13 protein-coding genes and 2 pseudogenes are annotated in these 13,186 nt (G+C 70.9%); 11 read left to right on the forward strand and 4 right to left on the reverse strand.

The window, feature by feature from the left end:
• The 5 genes and pseudogenes from VIW71_RS07950 to VIW71_RS07970 form a co-directional block, all read left to right on the forward strand.
• Nucleotides 1-147: DUF397 domain-containing protein (locus VIW71_RS07950; RefSeq protein ID WP_331621367.1), on the forward strand; the 147-nt coding region annotated here is incomplete at its 5' end.
• A 274-nt stretch (nucleotides 148-421) separates the two neighbouring features.
• Nucleotides 422-1,486 carry a hypothetical protein gene (locus VIW71_RS07955; protein ID WP_331621311.1) on the forward strand — a complete coding sequence of 355 codons (1,065 nt, stop codon included), beginning with the start codon at nucleotides 422-424 and terminating at the stop codon, nucleotides 1,484-1,486.
• A 67-nt stretch (nucleotides 1,487-1,553) separates the two neighbouring features.
• Nucleotides 1,554-1,802: pseudogene (locus tag VIW71_RS07960) on the forward strand (hypothetical protein); the annotation flags it as partial.
• Between the two features lie 523 nt (nucleotides 1,803-2,325).
• Complete coding sequence (locus VIW71_RS07965; protein ID WP_331621313.1) at nucleotides 2,326-4,020, forward strand: LuxR C-terminal-related transcriptional regulator; 1,695 nt, start codon at nucleotides 2,326-2,328, stop codon at nucleotides 4,018-4,020.
• 139 nt (nucleotides 4,021-4,159) lie between these two features.
• Entirely contained in the window at nucleotides 4,160-5,545 is a 1,386-nt protein-coding gene (locus VIW71_RS07970) for an FAD-binding oxidoreductase (protein WP_331621314.1), read from the forward strand.
• A gap of 143 nt (nucleotides 5,546-5,688) precedes the next feature.
• On the opposite strand, the gene VIW71_RS07975 is transcribed toward VIW71_RS07970, so the two are convergent.
• A complete protein-coding gene (locus VIW71_RS07975; protein WP_331621315.1) occupies nucleotides 5,689-6,084 on the reverse strand; it encodes a DUF5997 family protein in 396 nt (131 codons plus the stop codon).
• Nucleotides 6,085-6,142: 58 nt separating this feature from the next.
• Between VIW71_RS07975 and VIW71_RS07980 the strand changes: the two genes are divergently transcribed.
• Nucleotides 6,143-6,949, forward strand: coding sequence for a LysR family substrate-binding domain-containing protein (locus tag VIW71_RS07980; RefSeq protein WP_331621316.1), 807 nt, complete (start codon nucleotides 6,143-6,145; stop codon nucleotides 6,947-6,949).
• Between the two features lie 138 nt (nucleotides 6,950-7,087).
• Nucleotides 7,088-7,312: pseudogene (locus VIW71_RS07985) on the forward strand (helix-turn-helix domain-containing protein); the annotation flags it as partial.
• A 311-nt stretch (nucleotides 7,313-7,623) separates the two neighbouring features.
• Here the strand turns inward: VIW71_RS07985 and VIW71_RS07990 are convergent.
• Nucleotides 7,624-8,247 carry a TetR/AcrR family transcriptional regulator gene (locus VIW71_RS07990; protein ID WP_331621318.1) on the reverse strand — a complete coding sequence of 208 codons (624 nt, stop codon included), beginning with the start codon at nucleotides 8,245-8,247 and terminating at the stop codon, nucleotides 7,624-7,626.
• 270 nt (nucleotides 8,248-8,517) lie between these two features.
• On the opposite strand from VIW71_RS07990, the gene VIW71_RS07995 reads away from it, so the two are divergent.
• A complete protein-coding gene (locus VIW71_RS07995; RefSeq protein ID WP_331621319.1) occupies nucleotides 8,518-9,573 on the forward strand; it encodes an aldo/keto reductase in 1,056 nt (351 codons plus the stop codon).
• 25 nt (nucleotides 9,574-9,598) lie between these two features.
• A complete protein-coding gene (locus VIW71_RS08000) occupies nucleotides 9,599-9,766 on the forward strand; it encodes a hypothetical protein (protein ID WP_331621371.1) in 168 nt (55 codons plus the stop codon).
• A 365-nt stretch (nucleotides 9,767-10,131) separates the two neighbouring features.
• Here VIW71_RS08000 and VIW71_RS08005 read toward each other — a convergent pair whose 3' ends face one another.
• Nucleotides 10,132-10,323, reverse strand: a complete 192-nt coding sequence (locus VIW71_RS08005) for a hypothetical protein (protein WP_331621320.1) — start codon at nucleotides 10,321-10,323, stop codon at nucleotides 10,132-10,134.
• An 11-nt stretch (nucleotides 10,324-10,334) separates the two neighbouring features.
• Nucleotides 10,335-11,186 (reverse strand): helix-turn-helix domain-containing protein, encoded by an 852-nt coding sequence (locus tag VIW71_RS08010; RefSeq protein WP_331621321.1) that lies wholly within the window; start codon nucleotides 11,184-11,186, stop codon nucleotides 10,335-10,337.
• Between the two features lie 244 nt (nucleotides 11,187-11,430).
• Between VIW71_RS08010 and VIW71_RS08015 the strand changes: the two genes are divergently transcribed.
• Together VIW71_RS08015 and VIW71_RS08020 are read left to right on the forward strand one after the other, a co-directional pair.
• Nucleotides 11,431-11,862: an ATP-binding protein gene (locus VIW71_RS08015; protein WP_331621322.1), complete on the forward strand. Its 432-nt coding sequence runs from the start codon at nucleotides 11,431-11,433 to the stop codon at nucleotides 11,860-11,862.
• Nucleotides 11,863-12,214: 352 nt separating this feature from the next.
• Nucleotides 12,215-13,123: a hypothetical protein gene (locus VIW71_RS08020; protein WP_331621323.1), complete on the forward strand. Its 909-nt coding sequence runs from the start codon at nucleotides 12,215-12,217 to the stop codon at nucleotides 13,121-13,123.
• The last annotated feature ends 63 nt before the right edge of the window (nucleotides 13,124-13,186 follow it).

Here is a 13,186-nt window from a genome sequence, read left to right on the forward strand (position 1 = left end):
GGGGGAGACTGCGTGGAGGTGGCGGACGGGTTCCCCGGCGTCGTCCCCGTCCGTGACAGCAAGGACCCCCACGGCCCGGCGCTGGTCTTCCCGGCCGCGTCCTGGGCCGCCTTCATAGCCGAGGTCAAGGGCGGCCACCGCTTCTGAGCCGGCCGGGAACCGGCTGCCGTCGGCCTCCCGGACCCGCCGGATCCTCGTATGCGGGGGTTCGGCGGGCCACGGACCTCCCCAAAGGACCGGGGGTAAAGAACCACCTGCCCTCCCTCCCCTCCCCGATGTCACCCGCACGGGTGACTGGCTTGCGGGTGCGGGATGCGGGCGGTTACGTTCACCGCGACAACCCCCATACAGAAGACGGCCCCCGGCCGGGACTGCGAATCCCGAGCGAGGGCCTGACCGATCAGGAAGAAGAAGCTTCCCGATGGCTGAACGGCAGTCTAACGCGCGCCTGCGCGCCGACGCCGGAGCACCGACCTCCGGCGTGATCCACGTCCGCACCCGCCTCACCGCCGACTTCACCGTGATCGCCAACGCCCTCGCGCAGCGGCGCGGAAGCGCGGTCACCGTCGGCGTCGCGACGTACATCCTCTCGCTGCCGGACGGCGCACCCGTGAGCATCGCTGCCCTCTGCGCGCACTTCACCGAGGGCGAGATCCTGATCTCGCGGGCGCTGCGGGAGCTGGAGGCGGCCGGTTACCTGGAGCGGCGCCGCGAGCGCGATCCCCACGGCGCGATCCGTACCCGGACCTTCTTCCACGACGTACCGAGCCGGGACCTGCCCACCCCGCCACCACCCACCCGCCCCCGAAAGCCTGCGGCGGCCGACGCGCCCGCACCGGCACCCCGGCCGGAACCGACCCCACAGCCCGAAGCGGGAGCCACCACCGGTACCGGTCCGGCACAGCTGCCGGGCCGCCCCCTGGCGTCGGAGCCCTCGCCCGCGCCCGGCGGTCCGCCGGTGCCGGAAGCTGCGGCGGCGACCGCCGCGCCCCTTTCTGTGTCCCCTCTTGCGTGCTCTTGCCCGAGCCCGGGCCGGAGCCCGAGCCCGGGCCGGAGCCCGAGCCCGGCCCCGCTCGCCGAGGCCGACCCGCAGGCCGTCGTCATCCTTGCCTCGCTGCGCATCGTCGACCCCCGGCTGATCCTCTCCCGACGGGAGGTCGCCGAGCTCGCTCCGGCCGTCACGCAGTGGCTCGCGGCAGGCGTCGGCCCCGCGCAGATCACCGAGGTGCTCACCACCGGACTCCCGGCCCGCATCCGGACCCACCCGGCCCGCATCCTGGCCTTCCGCCTGAACGATCCGCCCCTCGCCGTGCCCCACCGGGCCACGGCAACCGCCACACCGGCCGTCCTGCCCTGGCAGACCTGCGACGGCGGCTGCGAACGCGCCTTCCGCGCGGCGGAGCCCGGCCGCTGCCGCGACTGCCGAGCCGGGACCGGGGACACCTGGATCCATGCGGCAAAGGAGGATCTGCGTGCGGCCTGCTGAGCGAACCGAAAGCATGACGGGTGCGGGTACGTACCCGCACCCTGGGGCTGCGGGAAGGAGTGCGGCCATGTCCGATGCCAGTGTCCGCATCCCAGAGGCAGCCAAGGACCGACTGGCTTCCATCGCGGTCGCCGAGGGCCTGTCGTTGCGCGCCTACCTGGCCCGCCTCGCCGAGACCCTGCTCACCCCGCAGGAACGCGCCGAGCGGGCGGCGAAGGCGCTCGCCGCACTGCGGGAGCGGAACGGCTACGCGCCGACCGCGGCAGAGCAGGAGCACCTGGACAACGAGCTGGACCGGCGTCGGACCAGGTCGACGGCCTCGCGCTCCTCGTCCGGCGCCCGTTTCACGCCCGCTGCCTGGCCGCGTTCCCGTCGCTCTGCGGGGTGATTCCGCAGCCGTCCCGGGGTGGCTGCTCGTGCCGCACCACGACTCGGGTTCACGGTGACCGTAGGCAGGTGCCCTGTCGTTCCGGGGCCGGATGCCTGCCGTGACGGGAGGTGTGCCGTGGTGTCCGATGGGTTGTGGCGGACGGTGCAACGCGCGATCGAGGCGCCCGAGCTGACGGTCCGTCTGATCGCGATTCTGGTCACGATCGGATCCAGTACCGCTGTGTGCGCATGGCTGTGGAGGGCCTGACACACACCGCGGCTGATCCAGAAAGGAGTGTGCCCCACATTCGGCGCTGACGCCCGCATGCGCGACAGCGTGTCGCCCGGCCGGCGTCTGCGCCTCGGGCCCCCGCGCGACGTGCGCGAGGGCCCGGTCGGTCGCGGCTGGGCTCCTGCTTCTATCCTGGTGGGGAGCGGCCGGCTCGCGAAGAGCGCGAAGGGAGCCGCGCGTGGCCGAGCGGACCAGGGGCACCCGGCGGACGTCGGCGGGACCAGAGAGCAGTCAGGCTCTCGACCGGGCCAGGGAGGCTGTCTCCCGCAACGCGTGGGGCGAAGCCTACGGAACACTGCACGGTATCGACCCGGACCTCCTCGACGCCGACGACCTCGCCGTGCTCGCCGACGCCGCCTGGTGGACCAGCCGCGTCGACGAGTCCGTCGCGGCGCGGACGAAGGCGTACTCCGGCTACACGGCGAGGGGTGATTCCCGGCAGGCCGGTCACTGCGCGTGGATGCTCTTCTACGAGCACCGGCTGGCCGGACGTACGGCCGCTGCCGCGGGCTGGTTGCGCCGCGCGCGGGAGCAGCTCGGCGGCGAGCCCGAGTGCGTCGAGCAGTGCTACCTCGCCTGGGTCGACGCGGAGGCGGCGCAGGACCGCGGCGCCTTCGGCGAAGCCATGGACTGCGCCCGCCGGATGGCCGGCATCGCGCGGCGCTGCGGCAGCGCCGATCTCCTCGCCATGAGCACCCAGGCCCAAGCGGGCGTACTGCTCGCCGAGGGCCGGGTCGCCGCGGGCCTCGCGCTGCTCGACGACGCCATGTGCGCGGCCACGGCGGGAGAGCTCAGCGCCTTCTTCACCGGGTGGATCTACTGCCTCGGCCTTCAGCACTGCATGGCCTCCGCCGACCTCGAACGGGCCACCGAATGGACCGACGCGGCCATGGCCTGGTGCGCCACGATGCCCGAGGAGAACAACTTCCGCGGTCTGTGCCGCGTACATCGGGTGGAGGTGCTGGAACTGCGCGGCTCTTGGCCGCAGGCCGCCACCGAGGCGACCCTGACCTGCGAGGAGCTGATCCCGTACGAGGCGCTGACGGCTGCGGAGGCGGTGTATCTGGCGGGTGAGATCCAGCGCAGGCGCGGTGATCCGGTCGCCGCCGGGGCCTCGTACGCGCGCGCTCACGAGCTCGGGCGGGACCCGCAGCCGGGGCTTGCCCTGCTGCTCCTCGCCCAGGGCAAGTCAGACGCCTCGGAAGCCGCTCTGCGTGGCGCGTTGGCGGCCGACGGCAAGGGTTCTGGGCACGGGCCGGGACACCTCGGCCGCAGCCGGCTGCTCGCAGCCCAGGTGGAGATCTCCCTTGCCCTGGGACGGCTCGACCAGGCCCGCACCGCGGCGGACGAGCTGGCAGCGAACGCGCGCGAGTGGCAGCGTCGGCGGGAGTCCGAGCGCACCCCGCCGCACGCGACCGCGGCGTGGGCGGGGGGCGCCGTCGCCTTCGCCGAGCGCGACCTGCGGCGCGCGCTTCCGCTGCTGCACCGGGCGCTGGCGCTGTGGCTCGAACTCGGGGTCCCGTACGAGGCCGCGCAGGTCCGGATGACGCTGGCCGCCGCCGACCGGGCTGCCGGGGACGAAGAAGGCGCGCGGCTTGAGCTGCGGGCCGCCCACGCGGCCTTCGAAGCACTGGGCGCGGTGCCCGACGCACGCAGGGCGGCGGCCCTGCTCCGGCTTCCGGGCGAGCTCACCGCACGAGAGATCGACGTGCTCCGCCTGGTCGCCGCCGGAAGGACCAACCGGGCCATCGCCGCCGAGCTCACCATCAGCGAGCACACCGTCGCCCGGCACCTCAACAACATCTTCGCCAAGATCGACGTGTCCTCGCGGGCCGCCGCCACGGCCTACGCGTTCACGCACGGCCTGATGTGACCGCTCGCATGGGCCGTTCCGCCCACGCCGTGATCCGGAGGGATGGGCTGTTCCGGCGATGAGCGTCACGCGCTTCCACGCCTACAACGGAGCTACGGGCAGTACCCCGACCTCCGAAGACAGGAAGGCGGTGGCGGCCATGAGCACCTTCGCACCGGCCCTGGACGGCGCACGCGCGGAGCAGCTGCGGGAGGCTGTGCACGGCGACCTCGTCCAGCCCGGCGAACCCCGCTACGACGAGGCCCGCCGGGTCTACAACGCGATGCACGACAAGAGGCCCGCGGCCGTCGTCCGGGCCGCCGACGCAGGCGACGTCATCGGCACCGTGAACTTCGCCCGGGAGCAGGGCCTGCTCCTGGCGGTGCGCGGCGGCAGCCACAGCGTCCCCGGCTACGGCACCTGCGACGACGGCGTCGTCCTCGACCTCTCGGGGATGCGTGGTGTGCGGATCGACCCCGCGACCCGTACCGCCTGGGCCGAGGGCGGCTGCACGTGGGCCGACGTCAACCACGCCACGCACGCCTTCGGCCTGGCCACCACCGGGGGAGTGGTGTCCAGCACCGGCATCGGCGGGCTCACCACCGGCGGTGGTATGGGCCATCTGGCCCGGCGCTGCGGGCTGGCCTGCGACAACCTCCTCTCGGCCGATGTCGTCACAGCCGACGGATCGTTCGTGACCTGTACGGAGGAGCAGAACGCGGACCTCTTCTGGGCGTTGCGCGGCGGAGGCGGCAACTTCGGAGTCGTCACCTCCTTCGCCTACCGGCTGCATCCCGTGGCCGACATCCTGGGCGGCCCGACGTTCTACCCGCTCGACGGCGACGTACTGCGGCGATACCGGGAGCTGATCGCCGAGTCCGACGACAGGCTCGGCGCCCTGGCCGTGGTAGGACTCGGTCCGCCGCTCCCGTTCCTGCCCGAGCGCTGGCACGGCCGGCCTCTGTGCGGTGTCCTCACCTGCTGGAGCGGGCCCGAGACGCAGGACGACAAGATCGGTGCCCGCCTCGCCCGCCTCGGTCCGATCGTCGGGCAGCACGTCGGGCGCATGCCGTACCCCGTGATCAACACGCTCTTCGACGAGCTGCTCCCCGCGGGGCTCTTCCACTACTGGAAGGGCACGTTCAGCAGGGGGCTGCCGGACGGGGCCGTCGACGCGTACGTGGAATACGGCGCCACGACCCCCTCCATCCAGAGCGTGACCGTGGTGTTCCCCATCGACGGCGCCTGCCACCGGGTCACACCCGAGGCGACCGCGTTCGCCTACCGCGACGCCGACTTCGCGACCGCCCTCAGCCCCACCCTCACCACGCGCGCCGAGTGCGAGGCGAGCATGGACTGGGTGCGCCGCTTCGCCGCGGCACTGCGGCCGCACTCCATGGAGGGCGCCTACGTCAATTTCATGGACCAGGACGATCAGCACCGGGTCCGGGCCAACTACCGGCAGAACCACGACCGGCTGACCATGATCAAGCGGCGGTACGACCCGGCCAACCTGTTCCGTCTGAACCACAACATCACGCCCTGACCGGATTCCGCGCCTCGGCGATCAAGGCTGTCGGTTGGCACTCCGTCCGCACGACGGTCGGTCGCAGCCGCCGGTGCTCCGCGCAGGCGGACCCTTCGTGTTCCGCGGTGCCGCCGGTGCGGTGACGCCGCGGGCGCGGGGATTCAGTGGGCCTGGTCGCCGGCGCGCTCCGCGTGCTTCTTCTTGACGCGCACCGCTTCCTTGCGGACCTCGGCCTGGGTGGTGCGTTCCCGCTGGAGCCACTCGGGGCTCTCCCGCTTCAGCGCGTCGATCTGTTCCGTGGTGAGGGGTTCGGTGACGCCGCCGCGGGCGAGGCCCGCGATGGACACGCCCAGTTTCGCCGCGACGACCGGCCGGGGGTGGGGGCCGTCGCGCCGCAGGTCGAGAAGCCACTGGGGCGGGTCGGCCTGGAGGGCGTTCAGCTCGGTGCGGGAGACGGCACCCTCCTGGAACGCTGCGGGGGTGGCCTGGAGGTACACACCCAGCTTCTTCGCCGCGGTCGCGGGCTTCATTGTCTGGGTGGTCTTCTGCGACGTCATGCTGTCAAGGGTAACGAGCGCGTGTGTCGCCCCTGACCATCACCGATAGCCTTGCGGGGTGACAGGCTCGGAAGTACCTCCCTCGTTCCGGCTCGCCTATGTCCCGGGCGTGACGCCCACCAAGTGGGTGCGGATCTGGAACGAGCGGCTGCCCGACGTCCCCCTCACCCTCGTCGCGGTGCCCGCCGCCGAAGCGGCCGACCTGCTGCGGGGCCGCGGCGCCGACGCGGGCTTCGTACGGCTGCCCGTCGACCGGACCGACCTCAGCGCGATCCCCCTGTACACCGAGACGACGGTGGTCGTGATCCCGAAGGACCACCTCGTCGCGGCGGCGGACGAGGTGTCCGTGGCGGACCTTGCCGACGAGATCGTGCTGCACCCCCTCGACGACACCCTCGACTGGGAGCGGCCGCCGGGCCGCCCGGCGCTCGAGCGCCCCGCCACCACGGCGGACGCGGTCCAACTGGTGGCGGCGGGGGTGGGGCTCCTCGTCGCCCCGCAGTCGCTCGCCCGCCTGCACCACCGCAGGGACCTCACCTACCGGCCGGTCGCGGACGCCCCGCAGTCCCGGGTCGCCCTGTCCTGGCGGGAGGACGGGACCACGGACCAGGTGGACGATTTCATCGGCATCGTCCGCGGCCGGACCGTCAACAGCTCCCGGGGCCGCTCGGCCCCGGCCCAGGCCCAGTCGAAGGCCCAGACCCAGGCCCAGGCCCCGGCGCAGTCGAAGGCCAAGCCCGCGGCGGGGAAGCAGGCCGGGAAGCCGGGGGGCAAGTCCGCCGGGACTTCGACGGCCAAGGGGTCCCGGACCGGTTCCGCCACCCCCAAGAGCGGCAGGCGCGGCAAGCCCCGCCGCCGGTCGTAACGATCGGCCCACCCCGCCACCGACGCGGAGGATCCGGCCGTTCCACGGCCTCGGGGCCGTGCGCGCGAAGGTCTCCTCACAACGAGGACAACGCAGCGCCCGCGCCGGTAATGGCGGTGGCGGCAGCGAGGCGTCGGCTGGATACGCCACCGGCGGCTCGAACGCTGCCGCCACGATCTGGCCGACCCCCAATGGGACTCCCGGCCGGTGTACGCCCTCGCCGCCCGCTGGGGATTCACGGACAGTGCCCAATTCAGCCGCGCCTTCCGCGCCGCTTACGGCGTGCCGCCTTCGGCCTACCGGCAAGCCCTACGACAGGGCCACGGCATATCGAACCACCGCCACCCCACCGAACCGGCTTGAACTCGGTCGACGGTGGCGGCCAGGGTGCGGACTTCGGGGATGTCGGAGTCCGCGCACCTGTGACGGCCGCCGTACAGTGCCACGGCGCAACCGGAGCGACGCCCGCGGGGACGCTGTCGAGCCCAGCGCCTTCGGCCCCGGCACCGCGACCGGTCGGCGAGCCGCACGACCATGCTGTCGGCCGGTCCTGCGGCGGACTGACCATTCATCACCCGCCTTCGCCCGCGAGGCACATAGAAGCAGCGCAATACCGTCGGATGGTGCGTCAATCGCCTGAGAACGAAACGGACTGGACCGTGCAGGAGCCGTGCTCAGCCTGTTGACGGTTCCTCCGTGCCGGGAGTCCGTTCCTGTTCCGCGGCCCCGACGGCGGAGTCGATCAGCAACGAGGCCACGGAACGAGCCGACGCCCCTGGGCGGTCGCTGTTGAGCGCGGTCCCACGGGCGGCGGCTCCGTCGTAGAGCAGGGCCAACTGCTCGCCGAGGGCTTCAGGGTCCCGCGCCCCGGCCCGGCGTGCGACAGCCGCGAGACGGCGGGAGAATTCAATCTTGTAGGCGGCCGCCAGCCGGTGGACGGGGTGTGCCGGATCGGGCACCTCGACTGCGGCGTTGAGGAATGGGCAGCCCCGGACCGGACCGGCGGTGTCCTGCGGCCTGTGGTCGAAAACGGCCAGCAGTTGTTGGCGCGGATCGGGGCCGGCCGTGATCGCCGGCAGCAGGCCGTTCTCAAGCTCCTGCAGATAGGCGTGGGCGAGAGCGTCCTTGCTGTCGAAATGCGTGTACAGGGTGCGCTTGGACACACCGGCGACCGACGTCAGCTGCTCCATCCCGGTCGCGTTGATGCCCTGGGCCGTGAACAGCTCGGTTGCCGCGGCCAGGATCCGCTCCCGGGCGCCCCGGCCGCGCCGTCGGCCCGTGGAAGAAGGTTCAGTCATGCTCCAAGGATACCGATCGTTTTACTTTGCGCCAGGGTTGCGCTAAGCTCGCCGATGTAAGTAAACCGATCGTTTTCCTTCTGGTGTGTGAGGAGCGCCGTGCGCGGCGGGCCTCCCCGCCGCGGAAGACCTTCGGCCGACTCGGTGCCGACGGCTCGCCGGAAACGGTCCGGCAACGGATCCGCCCCCCAACGCGCTCACCGGCCGCGATCCCGCTTCGGAGCGGAGGAAGCGGACCTGCGGAAGCGCTCGATTGTCAAGGAGAACTCCATGCGTTACACGACCTTCGGCCGCCGTACCGGACTGCGCGTCTCTCAGTACGCGCTCGGCACCGGTAATTTCGGCACCGGCTGGGGCGCCGGGGCCGAGCCCGACGAGGCGCGCCGCATGTTCGACCGGTTCGCCGAGGCCGGCGGAAACTTCCTCGATACGGCGGACAACTACCAGTTCGGCGAGTCGGAGAAGCTGCTGGGGCAGTTCATCGGCGCAGACCGGGGGGACTTCGTCCTGGCGACGAAGTTCACCAACGGCGCGGTTCCGCAGCCGGGCCTGTCGCGGTCCGGCAACAGCCGGAAGAACATGCGCCACTCGGTCGAGGCAAGCCTGCAGCGCCTCGGCACCGACTACATCGACCTGCTCTGGGTGCACTTCCCCGACGACCTGACGCCGATCGAGGAGATCCTGCGTGGCCTCGACGACCTCGTCAGCCAGGGCAAGATCCTGCACGCGGCGCTGTCCAACTTCCCCGCTTGGCGTGTCTCCCGCGCCGCAACGCTGGCGGACCTGAAGAACTGGGCGCCCGTCGCCGGAATCCAGGTCGAGTACAGCCTGGTCGAGCGGACCGCCGACCGTGAGCTGCTGCCGATGGCCGAGAGCCTCGGGCTTGGCACCGCTCTGTGGTCCCCGCTCGGCGGAGGGCTGCTGACCGGCAAGTACCGCGGCAGCGCGGAAGGCCGACTCAGCGACCTGAACATCCTGGTGCACACCGAGAACAGCGATCAGAAGACCGCGATCGTCGACACCGTCCTCGCCATCGCCGAGGAGACCGGCGCGACCCCGGCCCAGGTCTCGGTCGCATGGATCAACGAGCGGGCCGCACGCGCGGCGACCTCGCACATCCCGATCATCGGCCCGCGTAAGCTGAGCCAGCTCGACGATTATCTGGGCGCCCTCGACGTCGTCCTCACGCCCGAGCAGTACGCCCGCCTCTCCGAGGTCAGTGCCGTTCCGCTGGGCGTACCGCACGAGGCGAGCGCAGGAGTCCGGGACGCCGTCCAGGGCGGGGACGCCTCTCTCTTCGCCGTGCCCGCCGTGCCCTTCGCCTGAGCCGTCGATGGGGTCGCTGCCGGACGTGTGCGTTCCTGATACCTCGCTGGAGGACTGGCAGGCGGTCCTCGATCTCCTCGTCGCGAGTGGATGGAAGTGCCAGTACGCCGAAGGCGAGACCGCGCTGCCGGTGCCACGGGCGGAGGCAGCGCTGTCCCGCCCGGACGACGCCGAGCGCCTCGTGAGGCCGTGACCCCGTCGGACCTTCAGCCGGTCGACCGGCTGACGCCCCAACGTCGGTCCTGCCTCGCGTAAGGCCGCTACCGCCTGGGCCACTTGCGTGGCAGAGCCCAGTCATGGACACGGTCACCTTGATCGCTCGCCCGGACGGCCGCCACAGGCACGGAACGGATCGCAAGGCGGGGCGAGCTTCCCGGCGACAGCAGCACGTTTCGAACGTCTGCTGGACGGCTCGTCACACGGGCCTGCTGAGGGCCCGGATCCTTCCGGTGACCACCAACCGTGATGGACGAGCCGACCTGCCGCGGGTGAACTCCGGCTCTTCGCGATCCCCGTGATCACGAGGAGCGGTATTTTTCTGCGGCGAGGGCCGCGGCCCTACAGCAAGTGGTCGGCCTTGCCCGCCTTGATGTCGGTGATCAGGGTGCGCAGGGCCTCGACGGAGTCGGTGAGGTAACGGTCCTCCTCGCCGTTGACGGCTATGTAGCCGTTCCCGTCGGTGTCGGTGCCGAGCCGGAAGCACGAGCTGCCTTCGCCGCAGAAAGGGGCATCCCAGGTGATGTCGGCCATCGGACTTCTCCTCACAGTTGGTGGGCGACCTCGCGGATGAAATCGCGGGACCGGTCCGGGGACAGTGCCAAGTCTTCCAACAGGCCCAGCTGTGCTCGGTATTTCGCGAGTTGCCCATCGGCGTGCAGGAAGGCGGGCCCATGGGAGCTGTCCACCTGCACTGTATCGAGTTGCGGTACGGGCCCTTCGGCGTAGACGACCGTTTGCCCCGCTCCGGGGAAGGAGCCATGGGCGAAGGGCAGGATGAGTACGGTGACATTGTCTCGCTCAGAGACTTCCAGCAGGTACTCCAACTGCGCGTGGGCCACGTCGCGTCCACCGAACTGCATCCGGAGCGCCGCCTCGTGAATTACGGCCACGTACGGGACCGGATCGTGGCCGATGACAACCTGTTGGCGCTCCGAACGGTGTGCCAGGCGGAGAGCGACCTCATGCTCGGGGAGCCTGGGGACGACGGCACGGAAGATGGCAATGGCGTGCTCTGAGGTCTGGAGCAGTCCGGGCACGTGAACAGTGTTGGCACCGCGCAGACGCACTGCGCCGGCCTCCGTTTCGGAGATGTCCAGCAGTCCTTGGGGCAGGCTGCCCCGGTAGCGCTCCCACCATCCCGCCTCGCCCGGCTCCGCCATCTCGGCCAAGGCGTCGATGTACTTCTCGTCGGTGCAGTCGCAGTTGTAAGCCAGCGTGCGCAACCGTTCGGAGCTGATCGCGCGTAGTCCGGACTCCATGTTGGAGATCCTGCTTCGGTCGACGCCCAGGAGCCCTGCGGCGTACTCCGCAGACATGCCCGCTGCGGTGCGAATCCGGCGCAACTCGCTTCCCAGGCGCTTCTGTCGTTCGGTGAGGATCGTCCTCGGTGGCATGCCGTTCCTCCCGTGTCATGTGGTGTTCGTCTGCCGCGGAAGCACAAGCTACGGCGAGGCCATTCTGACGAAGCATATGGCAAATATGGCCCCCCGTGCTCTACTGTCGGTACTGCGCAGTCACGCACCGCAGTGCCGGAAGCGCACCGCGCGAGCATGCCCGTCTGCCCTGGGACGGGTGTGCCGCGACCAGGGGGTATGCCACCGGCGAGACCAGACCTTCAGCACCGCAACGGAGTTTGCCATGCCCGAAATCCCCCTCGTGCCCTCCCTCTGGCGCTTCCCCGCCCACCCGGCCTCCGTACGGCGAGCCCGGCGCGCCGTCGCCGAGGCCCTCCCGTACGGCCTGCGGCACCAGCTCACCGCCGACCTCGGTCTGTTGACCTCCGAACTGGTCACCAACGCCATCCGCCACGGCTCCCAACGCGAGGTCGACGATCTTGTCGAACTCGTCCTGTGGCCCGCCGACGGCCACTACTGGCTGGCCGTCTCAGACCCCGGTACCGGCAGTGGCGCGGGCAGTCACACGCCCGCAGTGGCGCACCCGGACGCGGACTCCGAGACCGGCCGGGGCCTCCTCCTCGTCGACCACCTCGCCACCGCCTGGACCGTCCGGCCCCGCCCCACCCGCGGCACGTCCGTCATCGCCGGCCTCCCGCTCCACCGGGGCGGATGACCAGGCAGAGCGGTGGCCGCGAGGGGTCCTCGGCGCGTCAGACCATGCCGTCGTCGACGTTCTCCTCCCGGCGGATCATCCGCCGAACCGCCCGGCGACCGGGACTGGCATCCGCGTACCGACGGCCCGAGCAAGAAGGTTTCGAACGGGGAGGTCTCGATCCGTGGCCCTGCCGGTGACCAGGCCGCTGACTCCGCTGTCGGATCCGCCCGTGGACTGCGGCGAGAACATCTCGGGTATCGGCGTCACGAGAGCCGGTGCTGGTGACGGCAGGTACTCTTGCCCGGACTGTTCGTATCCGGGACCGTGGATTCCTGGGGCATGCGGAGAGCCGGTCGAGGGGGAATCAGGGATGTCGACACCACCGCGCCGTGACGCGGGTACGCGGGTCGCCGAGGCGCTTTCCTCCCAGAGTCTGAACGCCCTGATCGGAATCATCGGCCTTGTGGTCCCCATCATCGCCTGGGCCATGCAGCAGAAAAACCTGACGAACATCGTGTTGGCCGGGGAAACCGTCCTCCTCCTGCTCATGATCGCGAACCATATGTGGTTACGGCGCATCTACATTCAACTGCGCCGCGCCAACGACCGGCACATGGCTGACGCCCGCTACTTCGCACTGATCCGCTCACAGCTGGAGAGGGATTTGATAGCGGACTTCGGCGAGATCGCCGACGGACACCTTCAGGTGTATGCCTCCGAGGTGCCGCGCCTGTCCGTCCTGCTCTTCAAGGTCTTGATCGACTCCGGTTCCCAGCCTCAGCGGGTGCTGGCCGCGGACCTGACCACCAACCCGAATCTGCTCACCGCACGCCGCGAGTACCTCGCCGTGAACCGTCAGCTGATCGAGGCGGGCGGCAGTATCCAGCGGCTGTTCATCTGCTGGACCGCCGATCTGGCCAGGGCGGACTTCGGACGTTCGCTCCTGCAGCTCATCGATCACCACCGCTCCCTGGGCGTGCAGTGCGCGCTGGCCGTCCGCGACCGGCTACGTGCCGATCAGGCGATCGACTTCGTCGTCATCTCGCGCGCCGCCGTGCTCGTTGAGGAGGAGCAGGGCGACGCTGAGTACCTGCGTGGTCGCTCTTCGGTGTACTTCAAGCAGGTCGAACGCTGGGCAGGGCGGTTCGAGTCGGTCTGGGGTCACGGCTCCCTCTCCGCCCCGTTCGCACTGAGCACCTACGAGTCCCGGGTCCGTCCGATGCTGGCCGCCCAGAACTGGGATGAGGAAGCAGTGAGGGCGACGGTCGACCAGCTGTGACGGGAGCCTGACCGACGACCGCACCCAGGCGGCTGCCCCGTGCTCCTCGGCGATGCGGCCGCA

The organism is Streptomyces sp., assembly GCF_036524955.1.
In the GTDB taxonomy this organism is placed as follows: Bacteria; Actinomycetota; Actinomycetes; order Streptomycetales; family Streptomycetaceae; genus Actinacidiphila.